The sequence below is a fragment of the Streptomyces sp. NPDC050263 genome (assembly GCF_040655955.1).
In the GTDB taxonomy this organism is placed as follows: Bacteria; Actinomycetota; Actinomycetes; order Streptomycetales; family Streptomycetaceae; genus Streptomyces.
The window spans coordinates 1-22,428 of record NZ_JBFAKW010000148.1 but is presented as its reverse complement, the minus strand read 5'-3'; the positions used below and the strand labels follow the sequence as shown (position 1 = coordinate 22,428).

Sequence of the window (22,428 nt, the reverse complement as noted above, 5' to 3'; positions counted from 1 at the left end):
TCCTCGTACTGGACGTACTTGGGCTTTCGGCCGGTGCGGCGAGAGTGCGTGCCGGGCGTCGCGACGGGGCGAACGTTACCTGCCGCGGCACTAGCATGTGCCCCGCTGGCTGATGGGTGCGGAGGGGTTCATGTCGCCGATGCCGTTACGGTTCACGGTCCTCGGGGAAGTACGGGTCTGGCGGGGCGGGGCGGGGCGGAGGTGGATCCGGGCCCGCCGCTGCGCCGTACGCTCCTCGCGCTGCTGCTGGCCGGGGCCGGTTCCCCGGTTCCGCTGCCGGAGATCGTCGAGGCGCTCTGGGCCGACCCGCCGCCCGCTCGCGCGGTGAACATGGTGCACCGTCATGTCGGGGAACTCCGGCGGCTGTTGGAGCCGGGACTGCCCAACCGGGCCGAGGGCGGCCTGCTGTTGCGCAGCGCGGGCGGCTACCGGCTGTTGGCGCCCCCCGACTCCGTGGATCTGCTGATCCTCCGTCAACTGGTGGGTTCCGCACGGGAATCGCTGCGGCGCGACGATCCGGAGCAGGCCGTCGAGGCGTTCGCGGACGCGCTCGCGCTGCGCCGCGGTCCGGCCGCCGGCTGCCCGGCCCAGGCCCCTCCGCATCCCGTCTTCAGGGAACTGGACCGCGAGTACGACGCCGTGGTGCGCGAGGCGGCCGGCGCGGCGCTCGGCTGCGGCCGGGCGGACCGCGTCCTGCCCGCGCTGTCCGGGAGCGCGGCCCGGCACCCGCTCGACGAGGGACTTCAGGCCCTGCTGATCCGCGCCCTCGCGGCGACCGGCCGCCGGGCCCGGGCGCTGGAGGTGTTCCGGGCCACGGCCGCCCGGCTCACCGACGAGCTGAGCGTCGACCCCGGGCCCGAGCTGCTCGCCGCCGGCCGTCGGGCGGCCGCCCCCGAGCCGCAGCCCGGGGGAGCGCCGGGTGCCCGGGAGCCCGACGCCGTTCCCCCGGACCGGCCCGGCACGCCGCCCGCCGCCCCGGCCGGCCCGGTCGCCCTGCCCGTCCGGCCCGCCCAACTCCCGCCCGCCATCCCGGTCTTCGCCGGCCGGAACGCCGAACTGGAGCGCCTGCGCGCCCTGCTCACCGCCCCCGCCCCCGCCGCACCCGCACCCGCCGTAGTGATCGGCGTCATCGGCGGGCCCGCCGGCGTGGGCAAGACCGCGCTCGCCGTACGCCTGGCCCACGAAGTGGCCGACCGGTTCCCGGACGGGCAGCTGTACGTCAACCTGCGCGGCTTCGACCCGACCGCACCGCCCCTGAGCCCACAGGCCGCCCTACGGGGCTTCCTGGACGCTCTCGGGATACCGGCCGCGCGCATGCCCGACGGGCTCGACGCCCAGGCCGCCCTGTACCGCGGTCTGCTGGCGGGCCGCAGACTGCTGGTGCTGCTCGACAACGCCCGGGACGCCGCTCAGATCCGGCCGCTGCTGCCCGGCGCGCCCGGCTGCCCGGTGCTCGTCACCAGCCGCGACCGGCTCACCGGCCTGGTCTCCGCCGACGGAGCCCACCCGCTCACCCTGGACGTGCTCACACCGGCCGAGGCCCGCTCGGCGCTGGCCCTGCGGATCGGCGCCGCCCGGGTGTCCGCCGAGCCCCGGGCGGTGCGGGAGATCGTCTCGCTCACCGCGCGGCTGCCCCTCGCCCTGGCCATGGTCGCCGCCCGCGCCGCCGCCTTCCCCGCCTTCCCGCTGGCGACCCTGGCCGAGCAGCTGCGGGCCGCGCACGGCGGCCTGGAGGCGTTCCGCGACTCCGACCCCGCCACCGACGTACAGGCGGTGTTCTCGTGGTCCTACGAGGCGCTCGGGGTCGCCGCGGCCCGGCTCTTCCGACTGCTCGGTCTGCATCCCGGGCCCGAGCTCACCGTGCACACGGCGGCCGCCCTCGCGGGCGAGCGGGTCGCCAGGACCAGGGCCCTGCTCACCGAACTCGCCGACGCCCATCTGCTCGCCGAGCGCTCGCCCGGCCGGTACGCCTGCCACGACCTGCTGCGCGCGTACGCCACCGAACTCGTCCACGCCACGGAGAACGCGGGCGAACGGCGGGCCGCCGTCCGCCGACTCCTCGACCACTGTCTGCACACCGCCCACGCCGCCGCGCTGCTCTTCGACGCCCCGACGTCCGTGATCACCCCCGTCGCACCGGCCGAGCCCGCCCTGCCGTCCGTCCGGCCGCAGCCGCTCGCCGACGAGGCCGCGGCCCTGGCCTGGCTGACCACCGAGCGGCCGGTCCTCCTCGGCGCCGTCCGACTGGCCGTGGACCACGGACTCGACGCCCGTGTCTGGCAGTTCGCCTGGACCCTGGAGCGCCTCCACGAACACTGCTGCCACTGGCCGGAGTACCTCGCCCTGCAACGCACCGCCCTGGAGGCCGCCCGGCGCCTCGAGGACCCCGACGCCCTCGCCCAGGCCCACCGCGCGCTCGGCCGCGCCTGCATGATGCTGCGGCTCGACGACGAGGCCCTCCACCATCTCCGGGCCTCGCTCGACGAGTCGGCCCGGGACGTCAACCAGCGGGCCCAGTCGCACATCGCCCTGTGGGCCCTGAGGACCCGTCAGGGCCGGCACGCCGAAGCCCTCGACGAACTCGCGCCCGCCCTCGGCCTGTACGAGGCGTCCGGCCTGCGCAGAGGGCAGGCCGACGTGCTCGTGGCGACGGCCTGGGGACAGGCCTGCCTGGGCGACGGCCGACGCGCGCTCCCCCTCGCGCACCGCGGGCTCGCCCTGTTCCAGGAACTCGGCATCCGCCTCGCCGAGGGATACACGTGGGACGCCCTGGGTCACGTCCACGGCCAACTCGGGCGACACGAACGGTCGGTGACCTGTTTCCAGCGCGCACTCGCCCTGTTCCGGGAGGTCGGCGACCTCTACAACGAGGCCTGCGTACGCGACCGGCTCGGCGACGCCCGGCTCGCGGCCGGCCGGCCCGGGGACGCGCTCGACGCCTGGAGCGGCGCCCGGGACGTCTTCCAGGACTTCGACCCGGTCGCGGCGGCCGAGGTGCAGCAAAAGATCGAGCGCCACCGGAGCCCGCCCCCGCCTGCCGCCCTGGTCGCCGCCCCGTTCACAAGCCAGGCACACTTCGTCCACTGTGCCCTGCCTACGCTTCCGCCACCTTCGAGCGGCCAGGAGAGTCCATGAGCCGCCGAGGAGCAAGGAGCACATCTCAGTGACGTACAACATGATCAACGGCAACCGGCTGTTCCACACCGACGAGGGACCCGCCGCGGACCGCGAGGGCGAGACGCTGCTGCTCGTGCACGGCGCGACCTGCGACTCGCACGACTGGTCCGCGCAGATCGGGGCGTTCTCCGCGCGGCACCGGGTGATCGCGCCGGACCTGCGCGGCCACGGCCGCTCCTCCGGGCTGACGGGCGGACAGCGCCCCCGCGACTTCGCGGCCGACCTGGCGGAACTGCTCGACGGCGTCGACGCCGGGCCGGTGGTCGTCGTGGGGCACTCACTGGGCGCGCTCGTCGCCTCGGTCCTCGCGGTCGAGCATCCGTCCCTCGTGCGGGCCGTGGTCGCCGTGGACCCCGCCTACGGATTCGAGGCGGAGTTCGCGCCGCAGCTCGCCGCCGCCTTCCGCGTCCCGGACCCCGTCGGGACCGCCGCGGCGGTCCTCGGCGGACTCGAGAACACCGCCGAGGCCGGACCCGAGGCGGAGGCGCTGCGCATTCAGCACCGCAGGCGGGTCCTGGCCATGGACCCGATGACCGTACGGGACGTCTTCCACGGCCTGTTCGACGAGGCCGCCACCCCGCTCACCGTGCGGCCGGGCGTCGAGGCGTACCTGTCGCGCCGCACCTGCCCGGTGCTGTCGCTGTCGGCGGCCGACTCCCTCAAGGCCAAGGGGATCGACGGCGACTGGGAGGAGGCCCTGACCCGGCACCCGCACAGCGCGTCCGTGGTGCTCGAAGGCGTCGGCCACTGGCTGTTCCAGGAGCGGCCGGCCGAGTTCAACGCGCTGGTACTGGGCTGGATCGACGGGCTGCCGCCCGCCTGATCGAGGCTGCGGCACACGGGGACGACGTACACACAGGGCACACAAGGACAACGGTGACGATGCGGTTCGCGGTCATGGGGCCGGTGCGGGTCCGGAAGGACGACGGGGAGATACGGCTCGGGGCGGCCCAGCAACGCCTTCTGCTGGCCCTGCTGATGGCGCACGCGGGGCGGCCCGTGCCCATGGAGGAGATGCAGCAGGCACTCTGGGGCGAGGCCCCGCCGGGCTCGCCCACGAACGCCGTCTACCGGCACATCGGCGTGCTGCGCCGCCTGCTGGAGCCGCAGCTGCCGCTCCGCGCGCCCGGCAGGTGGCTGGTCAGGGACGCGGGCGGGTACCGGCTGAACGCATCGCCCGAGACCCTGGACGTCCTGCGTTTCCGGGAGCTGGTGCGGCGGGCGCGCGAGGCCGAGCGGGCACGCGGCGGCCCCGACCGCTCGTCCGAACCCGCCGTACCGCTCTACGTCGAGGCCCTGAACCTGCGCACCGGGGCGGTCGCCACCGGCGTCCCGGTGGAGGCGCGGTCCCACCCCGCGTTCAACGCGCTGGAGCGCGAGTACCTCGCGGTGGTGAAGGAGGCGGCCGACGTGCTGCTGGCGGCGGGTTCGGCCGGCCGCCTGCTCGCCGTCCTGCACCGCGCCGCCGCCGAGCATCCGCTCGACGAACAGCTCCAGGCCCGCCTCGTGCGTGCCCTGGCGGCCACCGGGCAACGGGCGGAAGCCCTCGACACCTGGCAGCGGATACGCGCCGGGCTCGTCGCCGAACTGGGCGTCGAACCCGGCGCCGAACTGCGGGCCGCGCAACGGGACGTCCTGCGCGAGGGCACGCCCGCCCCGCGGGGGCGTCCCGCGGCCGCCGCCCGGCTGTTCGTGGTGCCCGACGCGCCGGGGCAGAGCACGGCCGCCCCGGCGGCCGAACCCGCCGACCCCTTCGTACGTCCCGCCCAACTCCCCGCCGACCTGGCCGCCTTCGCGGGCCGCCGGGCCGAACTCGCCCAGGTGGCTCGGACGTCGGCGATCGAGACACCGGGGATGCGGATCGCCGTGATCAGCGGGATGGGCGGAATCGGCAAGACCACGCTGGCGGTGCGCTGGGCGCACCGGATCGCCCACCGCTTCCCGGACGGACAGCTGTTCCTGAACCTGCGCGGCTTCGACCCGAGCGGCGCCGTGCCGGACCTGGGGCAGGCCCTGCGCGGATTCCTGGAGGCCCTCGGCGTGCCCCCGCAGCGCATACCGGCCGAGCCGGCCGCCCAGACGGGGCTCTACCGCAGCCTGCTGGCCGGACGCCGGGTGCTCATCGTGCTCGACAACGCGCGGGACGCCGAACAGGTGCGCCCGCTGCTCCCGGGCAGCCCCGGCTGCCTGGTCGTCGTCACCAGCCGCGACCGTCTCCTCGGCCTGGTCACCGCCGAGGCCGCCCGTCCGCTGCCCCTGGACCGGCTGCCGGACGCCGAGGCCCGCGAGTCCCTGACCCGCCGCCTCGGAGCCGACCGCGTCCTGGCCGAGCCGGCCGCCGTCGACGAGATCGTCGCCCGGTGCGCCGGACTCCCGCTGGCCCTGGCCGTCGTCGCCACCCGGGCCGCCGCCCACCCCGACTTCCCGCTCGCCGCGATCGCCGGCGAACTGCGCACGACCCACGGCAGCCTCGACGCCTTCACCGACGCGGACCCGGCCGGCGACGTACGGGCGGTGTTCTCCTGGTCGTACCGCGCGCTGAGCCCCGGCGCGGCACGGCTGCTGCGCCTGCTGGCCCTGCACCCGGGCCCGGACGTCACGCTGCCGGCCGCGGCGGCCGCCACCGGCGACGCACCGGGCGAGGTCCGCCGGCTGCTGGCCGAGCTCACCCGCTCCCATCTGCTCACCGAGCACACGCCCGGCCGGTACGTCTGCCACGACCTGCTGCGCACCTACGCGACCGAACGCGCCGCCGAGCAGGACACCGAGGGCGAGCGGGAGGCCGTCGCGCACCGTCTCCTCGACCACTACCTGCACTCCGCGCACGCCGCCGGCGCGGTCTACTCGCCGTTCTGGAGGCTCAACGTGCTGCCCGCCGCCGCCACAGGGGCGCGTCCCGAGTCGTTCGCCGACGACGGGCAGGCGCTGCGCTGGTACACGGCCGAGGCGGGGGTGCTGCGCGCCGTCGCCGAGCGGGCCATGGCGCACCGGGACGACGCCCATGTCTGGGGCCTGGCCTGGGCCCTGGAGCGGTTCATGGACCGGCAGGGCCACTGGCACGACTCCGCCGCACTCCAGCGCGCCGGTCTCGACGCGGCCGTCCGCGACGGCCACCGCACCGCCCAGGCCCACCTGCACCGAGGCCTGGCCCGAGCCTCGGCCCGCCTGCAACGCCACGACGACGCCCAGACCCACATCCGGCACTCCCTCGACCTGTTCGCCGAGCTCGGCGACCGGCTCGGCCTCGCGCACGCCCACCGCAGCCACGGCTGGCTGCTCGACCGGCTCGGCGACCACGACGGAGCCCTCGACGCGGCCGGCCGTGCGCTCGCCCTCTATCGGGCCCTCGACGACCGGGTCGCGCAGACCAGCGCCCTGCACGCACTCGGCCGAACCCACCTGGCGCGGGGCGAACACCGCAGGGCCGCCGCCTACTTCGAGGAGGCCCTGACCGGCCTCGTCGGACTCGACGGAACCCGCTACGCCGAGGCCGGCGCCTGGGACAGCCTCGGCATCGCCCGCCACCGCCTCGGCGAACACCCGCGGGCACTCGCCGCGTACCAGTGCGCGCTCCGGCTCTACCGCGAGGTCGGCGACACCTTCAGCGAGGCCGGGACGCTGTGCCGGCTCGGCGACACCTACCTCGCCACCGGCGACTCCGGAGCGGCCCGGACGGTCTGGGAGCGCGCCCTGCGGTACCTGGCCCGGACCGACCCGACGACGGCCCGGGAGATCCGCACCAGGCTGGCCGCCCTCGGCGACGAGGTCCCCGCACCCCGGATCGCGGCGGTGTCCGCAGCCGCCGAGGCCTGATCCACCCGCCCCGCACCTTCCCGTCCCGCTGTGTTCATCAGTGTGTTCATCAAGAAGGAGTTTCCGGAATGCGCATAGGCATCGCCGTACCGCAATACGGTTCGTTCGCGACGCCCGAGGCGATCGTGGAGGTGGCCCGGGCCGCCGAGGGGCTCGGCTTCGACAGCCTGTGGGCCGCCGACCGCATCCTCACCCCGCACGAGCCGAGCGACCCGTATCCCGGCGGGGACGGCACCATGCCCGAGGAGTACCGCACCTTCCTCGATCCGCTCACCGTCCTCACCCTGGCCGCCGGCGTGACCGGCCGCCTCCGGCTCGGCACCAGCACCCTCACCGCCCTGTGGCACGCTCCGGTCCTCCTCGCCCGGACCCTCACCACGCTGGACGTGCTCAGCCACGGACGCCTGGACGTGGGCATCGGACTCGGCTGGCTGCGCGACGAGTACCGGGCCGTCGACGTGCCGTGGGAGAACCGCGGGGCGCGTCTGGAGGAGTGGCTCGACGTGGCGGAGGCCGTCTGGGCCGACGACACCGTCCGGCACGACGGCGCGCGCTGGACGGTCCCGGCCTCGCACATCGGTCCCAAGCCGGCGCAGCGTCCGCGCCCGCCGCTCCTCCTGGGCGGGCTCTCGACCGCCGGCCTGGAGCGGATCGGCCGCCGCGCCGACGGCTGGCTCGCGGTGGGGATGCCGGTCCCCTGTCTCACCGCGATGTGGAACACCGTCCGGCTGGCCGCCGAGGCCGCGGGCCGCGACGCGTCCGCGCTGCGCATGGTCCTACGGGTCAACCCGACGGTGACCGCCGACGAGGCCCCGCCGGAGCAGGTGCCGAACCGGGGAAGGGTGGCCCAGATCACCGACTACCTGCTCGGCACGGCCGAGGCGGGCGCGGGCGAGGTGCTGATCGACCTCCAGCAGACGACGACCACGACGGCCGAACTGCTCGACCTGGCCGAAGCGATGATCAAGAGGCTGCGGCCCTGATGAGCGCGCACGCAAAACAGCTTGTGCGGGCCGAGCCTCGGCTCGACCCGCACAAGCGGATACTTTCAGTCATTCAGTGTCCGAGGGGGGACTTGAACCCCCACGCCCGATAAAGGGCACTAGCACCTCAAGCTAGCGCGTCTGCCATTCCGCCACCCGGACAGGGTGTATGTCGTGCGGGGTTTCCCCCGCGGCGACGTCGTAAACATTACCAGGCTTTCCGGAGTGCCCGATCACGGGCGGCCGTCCCCGGAGCGCGCTCCTCGTTAACTGCGTGTGACGGGCGGGCACCGGTCTTGGGCGGCGGCCCGGGGGAGAGAGAGGATGAGAAGGACCCACCAGCAGTGACAGCGGGAGGAACCAGAGTGAGCGCGACGGACGACACGGCCAAGGGCGTCACCGGCGAGGACGAGGTCGTGGACCTCTGCCGCGAGCTGATCCGGATCGACACCAGCAACTACGGCGACCACTCGGGACCGGGCGAGCGCAAGGCGGCCGAGTGGGTCGCCGAGAAGCTCGCCGAGGTGGGACTCGAGTCGAAGATCTTCGAGTCGCACCCGGGCCGGGCCTCCACCGTGGCCCGCATCGAGGGCGAGGACCCGTCCAGGCCCGCGCTGCTCATCCACGGCCACCTCGACGTCGTACCGGCCAACGCGGTCGACTGGACCCACCACCCGTTCTCCGGCGAGGTCGCGGACGGCTGCGTGTGGGGCCGGGGCGCGGTCGACATGAAGGACATGGACGCGATGACGCTGGCCGTCGTCCGCGACCGGCTGCGCTCCGGGCGTCGGCCCCCGCGTGACATCGTCCTCGCGTTCCTCGCCGACGAGGAGGCCGGCGGCCTGTACGGGGCCCGGCATCTGGTGGACAACCACCCCGACCTGTTCGAGGGCGTCACCGAGGCGATCAGCGAGGTCGGCGGGTTCTCGTTCACCGTGAGCGAGGAGCGGCGGCTCTACCTCATCCAGACGGCCGAGAAGGGCATGCACTGGATGAAGCTGACCGTCGCCGGCACCGCCGGGCACGGCTCGATGATCCACCGGGACAACGCGATCACCGAGCTGTCCGAGGCCGTCGCACGGCTCGGCCGGCACACCTTCCCGGTGCGGGTGACCAAGACGACCCGCGCGTTCCTCGACGAGCTGGGCGACGCGCTCGGCGTCGAGCTGGACCCCGAGGACATGCAGGCGACGCTCGCCAGGCTCGGCGGCATCGCCAAGCTGATCGGCGCGACCCTGAGCAACACCGCCAACCCGACCCAGCTCGGCGCCGGCTACAAGGTCAACGTCATCCCCGGCGAGGCCACCGCACACGTCGACGGACGGTTCCTGCCCGGGCACGAGGAGGAGTTCCTCGCCGACCTCGACCGGATCCTCGGCCCGCGGGTGCGCCGCGAGGACGTGCACTCCGACAAGGCGCTGGAGACGTCCTTCGACGGGGCGCTGGTCGAGGCGATGCAGTCAGCGCTGCTCGCCGAGGACCCGACCGCCAAGGCCATCCCCTACATGCTCTCCGGCGGCACCGACGCCAAGTCCTTCGACGACCTCGGCATCCGCGGCTTCGGCTTCGCCCCGCTGAAGCTGCCGCCGGAGCTGGACTTCGCCGGGATGTTCCACGGCGTCGACGAGCGGGTCCCGGTGGACGGGCTGCAGTTCGGGGTGCGCGTGCTGGACCGCTTCATCGACGCGTCCTGAATTCGGCCGCCTGTACGGGAGCGACTGGGAAGAGTGAATGCGCCGATAAGCGCGTAGCCCAATTTATTTCGCCTCGTTACTGGTGATGCGATCCGCTGCTTGGGATCGCTTTGCCAATAAGGAGGAATAATGATCAAGAAGGTCGTCGCTGCTGCGGCTGCCACTGGTGGGCTGGTTCTCGCGGGTGCGGGCCTGGCCGTCGCCGACGCGGGTGCCCAGGGTGCCGCGGTGCACTCCCCGGGTGTCGCGTCCGGCAACGTGATTCAGGTTCCCGTGAACATCCCGGTGAACGTCTGCGGCAACACGATCTCGGTGATCGGGCTGCTGAACCCCGCCTTCGGCAACACCTGCATCAACAAGTGACGTCGACCCGCTGAGGGGTCGTCTTTCGCCGTCGGCCCCGGAGCGCACGCCATGCGCTCCGGGGCCGGCCGGTCTTTTTCCCGGAAGAGATTTGAGAGCAGGGATTCAGCAATGCGACAGGTCACCCGTAAAAGCCTCATGACCGTGGCGGCGGCGACGGGGGTGATCGCTGCCGCCGGCGGCTACGCCCACGCCGACTCCGCCGCGAACGGGTCCGCCACCGACTCGCCCGGCGTCCTGTCGGGCAACTCGGTGCAGGCCCCGGTCAACGTCCCCGTGAACGTCTGCGGCAACACCGTCGACATCGTCGGGGCGCTCAACCCGAGCTTCGGCAACTCCTGCGCCAACAAGGGGGGCGGGGCGTCGTCGGGCGGATACGGCGACCACAAGGGCGGCGGTGGCGGCCAGGGCGGGAACCAGGGCGGCGGCCAGGGCGGCGGCCAGGGCGGCGGCGGTCATGGCGGCTCCGGAGCGCACGGGGGCTCCGGAGGCGCGCACGCGGGCGGGCACACCGGCGGATCGCCCGGTGTCGGCTCCGGCAACCACGTCCAGGTCCCCGTCGACGTGCCGGTGAACGTGTGCGGCAACAGCGTCGACGTCGTCGGGATCCTCAACCCGTCGATGGGCAACGACTGCGCGAACGACAGCGGTTCCGGCGTGCACACGCCGCCGTCCCGCGGCCACGAGACGCCGGGCGAGCCCGGGAGCCAGGGCCCCGGCAAGCCGGGCGAGCACGGTCAGTCCAGCCCGTCCAGCCCGTCCGGACCCGAGGGCGTGCCGTCCAGCCCGGATCAGGTGACGCCGGCCGGCGCCTCCTCCGTCCACCGGCCCCCGGCCCACGCCGCGCAACTCGCGCAGACCGGAAGCGAACTGCCGATCGGCTTCGCCCTGCCGGCCGGCGCGGGCGCGCTGCTCGCGGGCGCGCTGATCTACCGCAAGGCGCGGGCCTCCGCGTAACTCCTCAAAGCGCGCCGCACACGACGGAGCGGGCCCGCCTCGGCGGGGCCCGCTCCGTTCTTCGTCTCATCTCACCACGTGGCGCGCACCTGGCGGATGATGCGCCGGCGCAACCGCACCCTGCGGCTGCCGTCACGCAGCAGACTCAGGCGGTCCAACTCCCAGTGTCCGTACTCGGCATGGTCGGTCAGCAGTCGTGTCGCCTCCTTGCGGGAGACCCCGCGCGGCACGTAGACGTCGACAAATTCGTATTCCGGCATCGCATCTATTGTGCGGGCTGGGGCCCGGTACGGATAGCGTCTGCACTATGTCTGATGCTGCGCAGCCCACCGCTGCCGAGGTACGAGCCGCCGCCGAGGCGGTCAAGACCGCGCTCGACCGCCACCTGGCGGCGGTCGAACGCAGGACGGGTGAGGACGACCCGGCCGTATACGAGGCGTTCAACGAGCTGGCTGCGGCCGCCGAGGTCTACGACGAACTGCTCTACGACCGCTACGACGAGGTCACGCCCTTCGAGATCCCCGGCGCGGAGGACTCCCTGCCGCCGTACGCGGGCCCGGAGGAGCCGAACGCGCTGAGCGTGCTGATCCGCCGCGACTACGCCGTCGCGGAGCCGCAGCGGCTGATGGCGCAGGCCCGGCGGGTGGAGGCGGCGGACGACGAGGGAGCCGGCGCGGAGGTCGCCGGCACCGTGCACGGGGCGCTGGGCATCCTGTTCGGCGAGTTCGAGGCGGACGAGATCGCCTCCCGGCACAAGGAGTTCGGCCTGGAGGAGGGCGACTCCACCCTGTGGGTGCTGGCCGCCGAGGAACCGGCCGAACCGGGCGAGTGGCTGGAGACGCCGTTCGACCAGGTCGACCCGGGCCGCGTGGTCTGCCGCTTCGACGTGAGCTCGGTCTTCGACGAACTCGACGACGACGGTGACGACGGCGACGGTGACGACGGCGACGGTGACGGTGACGGTGACGGTGACGGTGACGAGGACATGGTGGACGACATCGAGGACGAGGAACTGGAGCCACTGGACGCCGACCGCTAGCCGTGGGCCGGTGGCCCGGTAGGCGGTGGCGGGCGGCTTCCGAGACGTCAGGACGGCGGCGGCCGCGAAGGGACTCCCCTTCGCGGCCGCCGCCGTTCGCGCTAGTCCGCGGCCGGGACCTGGGTGCGCAGCAGGAGCGGCAGGCGGGTCGTGCGGGGCTTCGCCGGGACCTCGGCGACGGCTCTGGGCAGGGCCTGCTCGACGCCGTGCACCACGGACAGATGGCGCTCCGCCCGGCCGAACGCCGTGTACACCCAGGGGCGGGAGAGGGCCTGCCCGGCGTCCCCGGGCAGCACCACGATCGCCGCGGGCCACCGGCTGCCCACCGCCTGGTGCGCGGTCAGCGCCCACCCGTGCCGTACGGCCTGCTCCACCCGCTCCCTCGGGACGACCACCGAGGCTCCCTCGCACGACAGGTGCAGCCCGTCCGCGTCGGCCGTCACCACCCGGCCCGGCACCGTACGGCCCGGCACGGGGGAGTAGGCGATCCGGTCGCCGGGGTCGAAGCCGCCGAAGCGGCCGGGGCCCGGATTGAGCCGTTCCTTCAGCGCCACGTTCAGCGCGCGCGTGCCGGCCGCGCCGCCGTGCCCCGGGGTGATCACCACGGCCTCCTCGGGGGTGATCCCGAAGGCCCGCGGCACCGAGTCGGCGACCAGCTGCACGGTCCGGTGCACCGCCTCGCCCGCGTCCCGCACCGGCACGATCACGATCTCCTTGCCGGGCGCGTCGACCTGGTTCAGCTCGCCGATGCCGACGCCGGACACCAGCTCGCCGATCGGGCCCGGGTCCGGCGTGCGCGAGGCGACCTGCGGGCAGACGCGTGCCGCGAGCAGGTCGGCGAAGACACGGCCGGGCCCGGCCGACCACAGCACCGCCGGATCCCCGCTGAGCACCAGCCGCGCGCCGTCCGGCAGCGACTCCGCCAGCATCGCGGCGCTCTCCACGTCCAGTTGCGGCGCGTCGAGCAGGATCAGCAGGTCCAGGGCGAACGCTCCGTCGCCGTCGCGTCCGGGCCCCTCGGCGCCGGAGAGCAGACCGGGGACGGTCACGACGGAGCTGTCCGCCTCGTCCGCCTCGTCCGCCTCGGGCAGCAGGCCCGCGAACCGGCGCCGTCCGTCGGTCGTGTGGCAGGCCGCGACGGCGCGCAGGCCCAGGGTCCGGGCGGCGGTGAGCAGGACCGCCGGTTCGGCGCGGGCGGCCTCGCCGCCGGTGTGCAGCACCAGACCGTGCCCGGCGACCGCGCGGATCAGCTCGGCCGCGCTGCCGGACGCGGCGGTGGCCGACTCCCAGGGCGCGGAGGCGTCCTTGGCCAGGGAGTTGACCACGCGGGCCAGCGCGTCGGCGAGGCTCTCCTCCGCGAGCGCGTACCGCTCCAGACCGGCCAGGACCCGCACCGGCCGGGCCGCCTCGCCGTCCTCGCCGTCCTCTGCCTGTGCGCCGTCGTCCTCCGCGACCGGCTGTCCGGCCGCGGGCGCGTCCAGCGCGTCCTGGAAGAGGAGGGCCTCGCCCTCGGCCAGCGTGCTCTGCACGGCCTCGTCCGCGTCCGGCACGGACTGCCGGCCGAGGGCGGCGGTGAGCGTCGGCAGCTCCAGCGCGGTGTGCCCGGCCAGGGCGGCCTGCTCCAGCAGCCAGACCGTCACCGCGCGGCCGCGCCGTTCGTCGTCGGGGGCGCACTGAGGGCCGAGCAGCGCCCGGGCGAAGCCGTCGGCCTGCTCGGGCCGTACGCCGGGGACGCGCAGCAGCTGCCAGGGGTCCTCGCGCAGTGCGTCCTCGGCGCCCTCGCCGAGTGCTGCGGCGGCCTGCGCGGCGAGCGCCTCGGGCGCACCGCCGTCGGCCAGCACGCGCCGAACGCCCTCGACGGTGTCGGCCGCCGGCGCCGCCGCACCCTCGGCCACCGGCTGCGGATGCCGTACCGGCTCCGCGACGGGGCGGCGCGGGGCGCGTTCCGGCTCGCTGAACGCGGCGGCCGGGGGCTTCGCACCGCCCTCCACGGCACGCACGGCCGCCAGCAGGTCGGCGGCCTTTCCGCTGAGCTTGGTCCCGGCGTCGATGGGCGCCGCCTTCTCGGCCTTGCGCCGCTCGATGCGCTCGCGCTCGAGTTTCTGCGCGGCGAGCTCCGCCTGCGCCTCGGAGACCTGCGCGGCGGTCTCCCCGTCACCGGCCTTGCCCTCCGAGGTTTCCGCCGTGGTCCCCGGCTCCGCCGCCTCCGTGGCGTCGGGTGCTCCGGGCTCTCCGGGGGCGTCCGGCTCCGCCGGCCCGGCGTTCTCCGTGCTCTCCGGGGGATCCGGCTCCGTGCTCACAGCGTGCTCCAGTCGTGATCGGGATAGCGGTGCACGGGCGCCGACACATCGTCGAGGGCCCGGCAGATCTCGTCAGGAAGACTAAGCGCCTCCACTGACAACGCCGCCGTGAGCTGCTGCGAGTTGCGCGCGCCGACGATCGGCGCGGCCACGCCCGGCCGGTCGCGGACCCACGCGAGGGCGATCTGCAGCGGGGTCACGGCCAGTCCGTCGGCGGCGGTCGACACGGCGTCCACGATGCGGCTCGCGGTGTCGTCCAGGTAGGGCTCGACGAAGGGCGCGAAGTGCGCGGAGGCGCCGCGCGAGTCGGGCGGCAGGGCGTCGCCCCGGTACTTGCCGGTGAGGACGCCGCGGCCCAGCGGGGAGGAGGGCAGCAGGCCGATGCCCAGATCCAGCGCGGCCGGCAGCACCTCGCGCTCGATGCCGCGCTGAAGCAGCGAGTACTCCATCTGCGTCGCCGCGAGCCGGGTCCGCGCGCCCGGCGCCGCGAGCTGCCAGGTGGCCGCCTTGGCGAGCTGCCAGCCGCAGAAGTTGGAGACCCCCGCGTACCGGGCCCGACCGCTCGCGACGGCGATGTCGAGAGCCTGGAGCGTCTCCTCCAGCGGGGTGTCCGGGTCGAAGGCGTGCACCTGCCACAGGTCGACGTAGTCCGTGCCGAGCCGGGCGAGCGAGGCGTCCAGGGCGGCGAGGAGGTGGCCCCGCGAGCCGTCGAAGCGGCGGTTCGGGTCGGGCACGCTGCCCGCCTTCGTCGAGATGATCAGGTCGCGGCGCGGCACCAGACCCTCTATCAGCCGCCCGAGCAGGTACTCGGCGTCCCCGTCGCCGTACACGTCCGCCGTGTCGACGAGGGTCCCGCCCGCCTCCCAGAACGTCTTCATGACGTCCGCGGCGTCGTGCTCGTCGGTGTCACGGCCCCAGGTCAGGGTGCCGAGCCCGATGCGGGACACACGCAGGCCGGTGCGGCCGAGATGCCTCTGCTCCATGGACGCCGAGATTACTGGCCATAACTGGGCAGTGGGTTGCCTGTGGATAACCGAATCTCCGGAACGGGAAGCCGACTTCCGCAGGCCGCGCCCCTCGGATCCGAGCAGCGCGGCCCCCGCCTTCGATCAGCGCGACCCTCGCCACACCGCCCTCCCCGGCCGCCCGCCCCCGCGCTAAGGTCTCCGGAACAGCGTCGTTACTGATCAGTAAGGGGAATCGGCCATGCAGCTCGGTATCAACCTCGGCTACTGGGGCGCCGGAATGGACGGCGACAACCTCGCCGTCGCCCAGGAGGCCGACCGCCTCGGGTACTCCGTCTGCTGGGCCGCCGAGGCCTACGGATCGGACGCGGCCACCGTGCTCACCTGGGTCGCCGCGCAGACCGAGCGCATCGACGTCGGCTCGGCCATCTTCCAGATCCCGGCGCGCCAGCCCGCGATGACCGCGATGACCGCCGCCACCCTCGACTCCCTCTCCGGCGGCCGCTTCCGCCTCGGCCTCGGCGTCTCCGGCCCGCAGGTCTCCGAGGGCTGGTACGGCGTCAAGTTCGACAAGCCGCTGTCCCGCACGCGCGAGTACGTCGAGATCGTCCGCAAGGCGATGACGCGGGAGCGGCTGTCGTACGAGGGCGAGCACTGGACGCTGCCGCTGCCGGGCGGGCCGGGCAAGCCGATCAAGCTGACCGTGCACCCCGAGCGCGAGCACATCCCGCTGTACATCGCCGCGATCGGCCCGAAGAACCTGGAGCAGACCGGCGAGATCGCCGACGGCGCGCTGCTCATCTTCCCGTCCGCCGACCATCTCGAGGACACCGCGATCAAGCACCTGCGGGCCGGACGCGAGAAGGCCGGCGAGACCATGGAGGGCTTCGACGTCTGCCCGACGCTGCCCCTCGCGGTCGGCGACGACAAGGACGTCGAGCGCCTCGCCGACACCTTCCGTCCGTACACCGCGCTGTACGTCGGCGGCATGGGCAGCCGTAAGCAGAACTTCTACAACCACCTCGCGCAGCGGATGGGGTACGAGGCGGCGGCCGCCGAGATCCAGGACAAGTACCTGTCCGGCGACAAGGAGGGCGCCGCGGCCGCGATCCCGCACGAGCTGATCGACCGGACCACGCTGCTGGGCTCGGTGGAGCGGATCGCCGACCGGATGAAGGCCTACGCGGCGGCCGGCGTCACCACCCTCACCCTGGCCCCCGCGGGCTTCACCCTGGAGGAGCGCCTCGCCTCGCTGCGCGCGGGCACCCAGGCCCTGGAACTCGCCGGGCTGGCGTAGCCGCCGGTCCGGCGGAGGGAAGAGGGGGATTTTCAGCGGCCGTGGTGGGGGCTCGGGGGTCTTCCCCGCCACGGCCGTCACGGATGACAACGCGCCGCGCGGCGCGTGGTTACGCCTTGGGCGTCGACTCCGCGCATCCCTCTTTCGGCGGAGTTGTCCGACACAGCTGTTGCACTGCCTCCCGTGCCGCATTTGACTCGTTCCTTGCGGAATGCTGCGGAATCCTGCGCAATGCGGAGAGGTGGCCCACGATGCTTTCGGCCAAGAGTCTGTTCCAGGAGATCATCGACGACGACGAGTCCTTCGCGCTGTTCTGTTCCATCGCCGCGGGCGGTGAGTCGCAGGGCGGCTGGGAGAACGCCCGGATCGCCGCACTCGTCCCGCGGAGCGAACGCGCACTCGCTCCCAAGATCACCCGCCACGGCGCCGACGAGGACAAGCACGGCCGGATCTTCAACGCGCTGATGCGCAAGCGCGGCCTCGACCCCGTGCCCGTCCCGCCCGACACCGACTACACGATGCTCCTGGAGCGCGGCGGCATCGGCCTCGCGCACGACCGGCTCAAGAGCGAGGAGCCGCTGACCGTGCAGGACATCGTCACCTACCTCGCCCACAGCCGGGTCACCGAACAGCGGGCCTCCGAGCAGATGGACCTGCTGCGCAAGCACTTCGCCGACCACCCCGACCTGGGCCGCGCGGTGAAGATGATCTCGAACGACGAGGACAACCACCTCGCCTACTGCCACGAGGAACTGCTGCGCTTCGCCCGCGCGGGGCACGGCCGCGCCATCCAGCGCACCCTGCGCGCGTGCGCGCTCGCCGAGATCCGGGTCTACCGGGACGTCAGCCTCGCCGTGACGGCGCACATGGGCCGCATCCTCGGCTGGCCGAGGGCCAGGTCGGCCGTCCTCGCGGCCGGCATCCACGCCGTGTACGCGTGGGAGCGGGTCGCGGGCTGGCGGCGGATGGTGTCCCTGGAGATGCCCGAGCGCCGCGACGCGCTCGGCGGCCCGGCGACCGCGGCCCCCGAGTTCGCCTGAGGCCGGTCCGCCCGAGACCGGGCGGGCCGGGGCCGCGGCCTCACAGCCAGCCGCGCCGCTTGAACAGCCGGTACAGCAGCACCTCCAGCGCCGCCAGGATCACGATCACCGCCGGGTAGGACCACAGCCAGTGCAGCTCCGGCATGTGGTCGAAGTTCATGCCGTAGATCCCCGCGATCATCGTGGGGACCGCGGCCATGGCCGCCCACGCGGAGATCTTCCGCATGTCGTCGTTCTGCCGGACGCTCATCTGCGCGAGGTGCGCGGAGAGGATGTCGGACACCAGCCGGTCCAGGCCCTCCACGGACTCGTTCACGCGCGTGAGGTGGTCGCTGACGTCCCGGAAGAAGGGCCGCGCCTTGTCGTTCACGAAGGGCACGTCCGAGGACCCGAACCCGCCGGTGTCGCCCAGCCGGGTCAGCGGCGGCGCCAGCGGCACGGAGGCCCGGCGGAACTCCAGGAGCTGCCGTTTGAAGCGGTAGATCCGCGAGGCGGTGTGCCGCGAGCCGCCGCCCGTCGGGGAGAACACCTCCGCCTCCAGTTCCTCCAGGTCGGTCCCGAGCTCGGTGGCCACGTCCAGGTAGTGGTCGACGACGGCGTCGCCGATCGCGTACAGCACCGCCGTGGGCCCCTTGGCGAGCAGTTGCGGCTCGTGCTCCAGCCGCCGTCGTACGGCGGCCAGCGGCGAGCCCTCGCCGTGTCGGACGGTCACCACGAAGGCGTCGCCGAGGAACGCCATGATCTCGCCGGAGGAGACGGCGTCGCTCTCCGGCTCGTACACCACCGGCTTGAACACCATGAACAGCGAGTCGTGGTACACCTCCAGCTTGGGCCGCTGGTGGGCGTTGAGGGCGTCCTCCACGGCCAGCGGGTGCAGCCCGAACTCCCGGGTGACGCGGTCGAACTCCTGCCCGGTCGGCTCGTACAGCCCGATCCAGACGAAACCGCCCGACGCGCGCGCCAGCGCCAGAGCGTCGGACAGGTCCTTCGGACCCTCCGTACGACGCCCGTCGCGGTAGATCCCGCAGTCGACGATCACGGAGCGTATTCTCCCTTCGCTCGCCCCCCGACGCACGCGCGCGTGCGCCTACCCTGGGCCGCATGCCCACCCTGATCCTCGTCCGGCACGGACGTTCGACCGCCAACACCTCCGGAGTGCTCGCCGGCTGGACGCCCGGCGTCGCCCTCGACGAGCGCGGACTCGCCCAGGCCGCCGGGCTGCCCGCACGGCTCGCCGCGCTGCCGATCGCCGAGGTCGTCGCGAGCCCCCTGCAACGCTGCCAGGAGACGGTCCAGCCCCTTCTGGACGCCCGCCCCGGCCTGCGCGTCCACACCGACGAGCGGATCGGGGAGTGCCACTACGGAGACTGGTCCGGACGCAAGCTCGCCGAACTGATGGACGAGCCCCTGATGGAGGTCGTCCAGGCGCATCCCTCCGCCGCAGCCTTCCCCGGCGGCGAGTCCATGCGGGCCATGCAGACCCGGGCCGCCGAGGCGGTGCGCGAGTGGAACGCGCGCGTGGAGCGCGACCACGGCTCCGACGCCGTCTACCTCATGTGCTCGCACGGCGACATCATCAAGTCGCTCGTCGCGGACGCGCTCGGACTTCATCTCGACCTGTTCCAGCGGATCTCCGTCGAACCCTGTTCCGTCACCGCGATCCGCTACACCAGGATGCGCCCCTTTCTCGTGCGCCTCGGCGACACCGGCGACTTCGCCTCCCTCGCACCGCGCGAGGAGCCCCCGACCGGGGACGCCACGGTCGGGGGTGGTGCGGGCGCACCGTGATCGTCGGCCGCAGTAGGGTGAAGCGGTCCGCGTACGCGCGCGTACCCGCACGGACGCTTCCCCACCCGGCGTTCCCCGACCACGATGACCCACGATTCCCATGGAGACAGGACGTGTCCCGTCAGGTGTTCCTCTACGACCCCCCGGACCGCTTCGTGGCCGGTACGGTCGGACTGCCCGGGCGCCGTACCTTCTTCCTCCAGGCCGTCGCCGGCTCCCGAGTGACCAGCGTGGCCCTGGAGAAGACCCAGGTCGCCGCGCTCGCCGAACGCATGGACGAACTGCTGGACGAGGTCGTGCGGCGCACCGGCGGCAGCGCCTCGGTGCCCGCCGTGTCGCCCGCCGAGAACACCGACACCGCGCCCCTCGACACCCCGATCGAGGAGGAGTTCCGCGTCGGCACCATGGCCCTTGCCTGGGACGGCGAGGAGCAGCGCATGATCGTCGAGGCGCAGGCCCTGGTGGATCTCGACGCGGACTCCGAGGAAGACCTCGCCGAGGCCGAGGAAAGGCTTCTTCAGGACGAGGAGAACGGGCCCCCGATGCTGCGGGTCCGGCTCACCGGCGCGCAGGCGAGAGCCTTCGCCAAGCGCGCGCTCGACGTCGTCAACGCGGGCCGGCCGCCGTGCCCGCTGTGCAGCCTGCCGCTCGACCCGGAAGGACACGTATGTCCGCGCCAGAACGGATACCGCCGGGGGGCGTGAGGACCATCGACCCGGCCTCCGCCGAAGCCTGCGAACTTCTCGCGCACGGCGAGCTCACCGTCCGCGGCCGCATCCGTGACGCCTCGAACGCCGCCCTGTACTGCACCGTGACGCACGAGGGCCGGGAGGCCGCCTGCGTCTACAAGCCGGTGGCCGGGGAGAGGCCGCTGTGGGACTTCCCCGACGGCACCCTCGCCCAGCGCGAGGTCGCCGCCTACGAGGTCTCCGAGGCGACCGGCTGGGGCCTCGTCCCGCCCACCGTGCTGCGGGAGGGGCCGCACGGCGAGGGCATGTGCCAGCTGTGGATCGAGACGGCCCCGGAGGCCGAGCTGCTCGCCCTCGTCGACGCGGAGGAGCCGGCGCCGGGCTGGAAGGCGATCGGGTTCGCCGAGGTCGGCGAGGGCCGCACCGCGCTGCTGGTGCACGCCGACGACGAACGGCTGCGCCGGCTCGCCGTCCTGGACGCGGTGATCAACAACGCCGACCGCAAGGGCGGCCATCTGCTGCCCACCGCCGACGGGCGGCTCTACGGCATCGACCACGGCGTCACCTTCAACGCCGAGAACAAGCTGCGCACGCTCCTGTGGGGCTGGGCGGGGGAGTCCCTGACCGGGGAGGCCGTCGAGGCGCTCAAGGGCCTCAGAAGCGCCCTGGAACCCGGCGAGCGGCTGGCGGTCACCCTGGCCGGGCTCGTCACGCCCGCCGAACTCGACGCCACGCGCGCGCGTGCCGAAGCGCTGCTGGCCTCCGGAAGGCACCCGGAGCCGAGCGGCGAGTGGCCGGCGATACCCTGGCCCCCGGTCTGAGGCCGGTCCGGCATCGGCCTGAGGCCGGTCCGGCATCGGTCCGACAGCAGTGTGACGTCGGTCTAACACGGTCCGGTGGGTTCCGACCCGGTTCGACCAGGTCTGACCGACTTCTGTCCGGCCGGGACGCACATCGGCCGTAGTCGCACAAGACCGCCTTCCCGGCCATCCGGCCCGCTCCGGTTCGTATGCGTAACTTCCGTCCGGTTAGGCTCATGACATGCATGCCTGGCCCGCTTCCGAGGTCCCCGCCCTGCCTGGTCAGGGCCGCGACCTGAGGATCCACGACACCGCGACCGGCGGCCTCGTCTCCCTCGACCCCGGTCCTGTCGCCCGTATCTACGTCTGCGGCATCACGCCGTACGACGCGACCCACATGGGTCACGCGGCGACCTACAACGCGTTCGACCTCGTTCAGCGCGTGTGGCTCGACACCAAGCGGCAGGTCCACTACGTCCAGAACGTCACCGACGTCGACGACCCGCTGCTGGAGCGGGCCGAACGGGACGGCGTCGACTGGGTCGCCCTCGCCGAGAAGGAGACGGCCCTCTTCCGCGAGGACATGACGGCCCTGCGGATGCTCCCGCCGCAGCACTACATAGGCGCCGTCGAGGCGATACCCGGCATCGTCCCGCTCGTCGAACGACTGCGGGACGCGGGCGCCGCGTACGAACTCGAAGGCGACACCTACTTCTCCGTCGAGTCCGACCCGAACTTCGGCAAGGTCTCGGGCCTCGACGCCGCCGCGATGCGGCTGCTGTCCGCCGAGCGCGGCGGCGACCCGGACCGTCCGGGCAAGAAGAACCCGCTCGACCCGATCCTGTGGCAGGGCGCCCGCGAGGGCGAGCCCAGCTGGGACGGCGGCTCGCTCGGCCGCGGCCGGCCCGGCTGGCACATCGAGTGCGTCGCCATCGCCCTCGACCATCTCGGGATGGGCTTCGACGTCCAGGGCGGCGGCTCCGACCTCGCCTTCCCGCACCACGAGATGGGCGCCTCCCACGCCCAGACGCTGACCGGCGAGTTCCCCATGGCCAAGGCCTACGTCCACGCCGGCATGGTGGCGCTCGACGGCGAGAAGATGTCCAAGTCCAAGGGCAACCTCGTCTTCGTCTCGAAGCTGCGCCAGGACGGCGTCGACCCCGCCGCCGTCCGGCTCACCCTCCTCGCCCACCACTACCGGGCCGACTGGGAGTGGACCGACCAGGTCCTGACGGACGCCGTCTCCCGGCTCGGGCGCTGGCGTGCCGCCGTCTCCCGGCCCGACGGACCGCCCGCCGAGGCCCTCGTCGAGGAGATCCGCGAGGCCCTCGCGAACGACCTCGACGCGCCCGCCGCCCTCGCCGCCGTCGACCGCTGGGCCGTGCTCCAGCAGGAGCGGGGCGGCACGGACATCGGCGCCCCGGGCGTCGTGTCGCGGGCGGTGGACGCGCTGCTGGGCGTCGCGCTGTAAGCGACGACGGAGGGGCGGTGGGCGCCCCCCCGCGCGCCCCCCCCCCCCCGCA

At 73.7% G+C, this 22,428-nt stretch carries 18 protein-coding genes and 1 tRNA gene; 14 read left to right on the top strand and 5 right to left on the bottom strand.

Annotated features, from left to right (window positions below; translation table 11 throughout):
- Positions 1-201 precede the first annotated feature (201 nt).
- From AB0J04_RS39690 to AB0J04_RS39675, 4 genes are all read left to right on the top strand, one after another.
- Positions 202-3,135: a BTAD domain-containing putative transcriptional regulator gene (locus AB0J04_RS39690; RefSeq protein WP_363173529.1), complete on the top strand. Its 2,934-nt coding sequence runs from the start codon at positions 202-204 to the stop codon at positions 3,133-3,135.
- Between the two features lie 28 nt (positions 3,136-3,163).
- Entirely contained in the window at positions 3,164-4,000 is an 837-nt protein-coding gene (locus AB0J04_RS39685) for an alpha/beta hydrolase (protein ID WP_363173528.1), read from the top strand.
- Between the two features lie 59 nt (positions 4,001-4,059).
- The gene (locus AB0J04_RS39680; RefSeq protein WP_363173527.1) at positions 4,060-6,990 is read left to right on the top strand and encodes a BTAD domain-containing putative transcriptional regulator; all 2,931 of its coding nucleotides are present in this window, start codon (positions 4,060-4,062) and stop codon (positions 6,988-6,990) included.
- 68 nt (positions 6,991-7,058) lie between these two features.
- Positions 7,059-7,973, top strand: a complete 915-nt coding sequence (locus tag AB0J04_RS39675) for a TIGR03619 family F420-dependent LLM class oxidoreductase (protein ID WP_363173526.1) — start codon at positions 7,059-7,061, stop codon at positions 7,971-7,973.
- Positions 7,974-8,050: 77 nt separating this feature from the next.
- Here the strand turns inward: AB0J04_RS39675 and AB0J04_RS39670 are convergent.
- Positions 8,051-8,135: transfer RNA gene (locus AB0J04_RS39670), tRNA-Leu, on the bottom strand.
- 203 nt (positions 8,136-8,338) lie between these two features.
- On the opposite strand from AB0J04_RS39670, the gene AB0J04_RS39665 reads away from it, so the two are divergent.
- The 3 genes from AB0J04_RS39665 to AB0J04_RS39655 all read left to right on the top strand — a co-directional run bounded on the left by AB0J04_RS39665 (position 8,339) and on the right by AB0J04_RS39655 (position 10,987).
- On the top strand, positions 8,339-9,667 hold the full coding sequence (locus tag AB0J04_RS39665) for a M20/M25/M40 family metallo-hydrolase (protein WP_363173525.1): 1,329 nt from the start codon (positions 8,339-8,341) through the stop codon (positions 9,665-9,667).
- Positions 9,668-9,796: 129 nt separating this feature from the next.
- Positions 9,797-10,030, top strand: coding sequence for a chaplin ChpH (chpH, locus tag AB0J04_RS39660; protein WP_351919830.1), 234 nt, complete (start codon positions 9,797-9,799; stop codon positions 10,028-10,030).
- A gap of 111 nt (positions 10,031-10,141) precedes the next feature.
- Positions 10,142-10,987, top strand: coding sequence for a chaplin (locus AB0J04_RS39655; RefSeq protein WP_363173524.1), 846 nt, complete (start codon positions 10,142-10,144; stop codon positions 10,985-10,987).
- Positions 10,988-11,058: 71 nt separating this feature from the next.
- On the opposite strand, the gene AB0J04_RS39650 is transcribed toward AB0J04_RS39655, so the two are convergent.
- Positions 11,059-11,247 (bottom strand): DUF5703 family protein, encoded by a 189-nt coding sequence (locus AB0J04_RS39650; protein WP_014671721.1) that lies wholly within the window; start codon positions 11,245-11,247, stop codon positions 11,059-11,061.
- A 47-nt stretch (positions 11,248-11,294) separates the two neighbouring features.
- Between AB0J04_RS39650 and AB0J04_RS39645 the strand changes: the two genes are divergently transcribed.
- Positions 11,295-12,026, top strand: coding sequence for a hypothetical protein (locus AB0J04_RS39645; RefSeq protein ID WP_363173523.1), 732 nt, complete (start codon positions 11,295-11,297; stop codon positions 12,024-12,026).
- A 101-nt stretch (positions 12,027-12,127) separates the two neighbouring features.
- Here AB0J04_RS39645 and AB0J04_RS39640 read toward each other — a convergent pair whose 3' ends face one another.
- Positions 12,128-14,326: a helix-hairpin-helix domain-containing protein gene (locus tag AB0J04_RS39640; RefSeq protein WP_363173521.1), complete on the bottom strand. Its 2,199-nt coding sequence runs from the start codon at positions 14,324-14,326 to the stop codon at positions 12,128-12,130.
- Complete coding sequence (locus AB0J04_RS39635; protein ID WP_363173520.1) at positions 14,323-15,309, bottom strand: aldo/keto reductase; 987 nt, start codon at positions 15,307-15,309, stop codon at positions 14,323-14,325. The genes AB0J04_RS39640 and AB0J04_RS39635 overlap by 4 nt, the downstream gene beginning before the upstream one ends.
- A gap of 223 nt (positions 15,310-15,532) precedes the next feature.
- Between AB0J04_RS39635 and AB0J04_RS39630 the strand changes: the two genes are divergently transcribed.
- Positions 15,533-16,588 carry an LLM class F420-dependent oxidoreductase gene (locus tag AB0J04_RS39630; RefSeq protein WP_363173519.1) on the top strand — a complete coding sequence of 352 codons (1,056 nt, stop codon included), beginning with the start codon at positions 15,533-15,535 and terminating at the stop codon, positions 16,586-16,588.
- Positions 16,589-16,839: 251 nt separating this feature from the next.
- A complete protein-coding gene (locus AB0J04_RS39625; RefSeq protein ID WP_363173518.1) occupies positions 16,840-17,628 on the top strand; it encodes a ferritin-like domain-containing protein in 789 nt (262 codons plus the stop codon).
- Between the two features lie 40 nt (positions 17,629-17,668).
- On the opposite strand, the gene corA is transcribed toward AB0J04_RS39625, so the two are convergent.
- Positions 17,669-18,667: a magnesium/cobalt transporter CorA gene (gene corA / locus AB0J04_RS39620; protein ID WP_363173516.1), complete on the bottom strand. Its 999-nt coding sequence runs from the start codon at positions 18,665-18,667 to the stop codon at positions 17,669-17,671.
- Between the two features lie 62 nt (positions 18,668-18,729).
- On the opposite strand from corA, the gene AB0J04_RS39615 reads away from it, so the two are divergent.
- From AB0J04_RS39615 to mshC, 4 genes are all read left to right on the top strand, one after another.
- A complete protein-coding gene (locus AB0J04_RS39615; RefSeq protein ID WP_363173515.1) occupies positions 18,730-19,416 on the top strand; it encodes a histidine phosphatase family protein in 687 nt (228 codons plus the stop codon).
- A gap of 113 nt (positions 19,417-19,529) precedes the next feature.
- Positions 19,530-20,120: a DUF3090 domain-containing protein gene (locus AB0J04_RS39610; RefSeq protein ID WP_363173514.1), complete on the top strand. Its 591-nt coding sequence runs from the start codon at positions 19,530-19,532 to the stop codon at positions 20,118-20,120.
- Positions 20,084-20,926 (top strand): SCO1664 family protein, encoded by an 843-nt coding sequence (locus tag AB0J04_RS39605; RefSeq protein ID WP_363173512.1) that lies wholly within the window; start codon positions 20,084-20,086, stop codon positions 20,924-20,926. The genes AB0J04_RS39610 and AB0J04_RS39605 overlap by 37 nt, the downstream gene beginning before the upstream one ends.
- Before the next feature lie 220 nt (positions 20,927-21,146).
- Positions 21,147-22,376 carry a cysteine--1-D-myo-inosityl 2-amino-2-deoxy-alpha-D-glucopyranoside ligase gene (gene mshC, locus AB0J04_RS39600; RefSeq protein ID WP_363173511.1) on the top strand — a complete coding sequence of 410 codons (1,230 nt, stop codon included), beginning with the start codon at positions 21,147-21,149 and terminating at the stop codon, positions 22,374-22,376.
- The last annotated feature ends 52 nt before the right edge of the window (positions 22,377-22,428 follow it).

Excerpts from the sequence above, each read along its gene's own strand:
- AB0J04_RS39625 (WP_363173518.1), top strand. The coding sequence starts at position 16,840 with ATGCTTTCGGCCAAGAGTCTGTTCCAGGAGATCATCGACGACGACGAG.
- AB0J04_RS39650 (WP_014671721.1), bottom strand. The coding sequence starts at position 11,247 with ATGCCGGAATACGAATTTGTCGACGTCTACGTGCCGCGCGGGGTCTCC.
- AB0J04_RS39655 (WP_363173524.1), top strand. The coding sequence starts at position 10,142 with ATGCGACAGGTCACCCGTAAAAGCCTCATGACCGTGGCGGCGGCGACG.
- AB0J04_RS39645 (WP_363173523.1), top strand. The coding sequence starts at position 11,295 with ATGTCTGATGCTGCGCAGCCCACCGCTGCCGAGGTACGAGCCGCCGCC.
- AB0J04_RS39635 (WP_363173520.1), bottom strand. The coding sequence starts at position 15,309 with ATGGAGCAGAGGCATCTCGGCCGCACCGGCCTGCGTGTGTCCCGCATC.
- AB0J04_RS39615 (WP_363173515.1), top strand. The coding sequence starts at position 18,730 with ATGCCCACCCTGATCCTCGTCCGGCACGGACGTTCGACCGCCAACACC.
- chpH (WP_351919830.1), top strand. The coding sequence starts at position 9,797 with ATGATCAAGAAGGTCGTCGCTGCTGCGGCTGCCACTGGTGGGCTGGTT.
- AB0J04_RS39680 (WP_363173527.1), top strand. The coding sequence starts at position 4,060 with ATGCGGTTCGCGGTCATGGGGCCGGTGCGGGTCCGGAAGGACGACGGG.
- AB0J04_RS39630 (WP_363173519.1), top strand. The coding sequence starts at position 15,533 with ATGCAGCTCGGTATCAACCTCGGCTACTGGGGCGCCGGAATGGACGGC.
- mshC (WP_363173511.1), top strand. The coding sequence starts at position 21,147 with ATGCATGCCTGGCCCGCTTCCGAGGTCCCCGCCCTGCCTGGTCAGGGC.
- AB0J04_RS39675 (WP_363173526.1), top strand. The coding sequence starts at position 7,059 with ATGCGCATAGGCATCGCCGTACCGCAATACGGTTCGTTCGCGACGCCC.
- AB0J04_RS39605 (WP_363173512.1), top strand. The coding sequence starts at position 20,084 with ATGTCCGCGCCAGAACGGATACCGCCGGGGGGCGTGAGGACCATCGAC.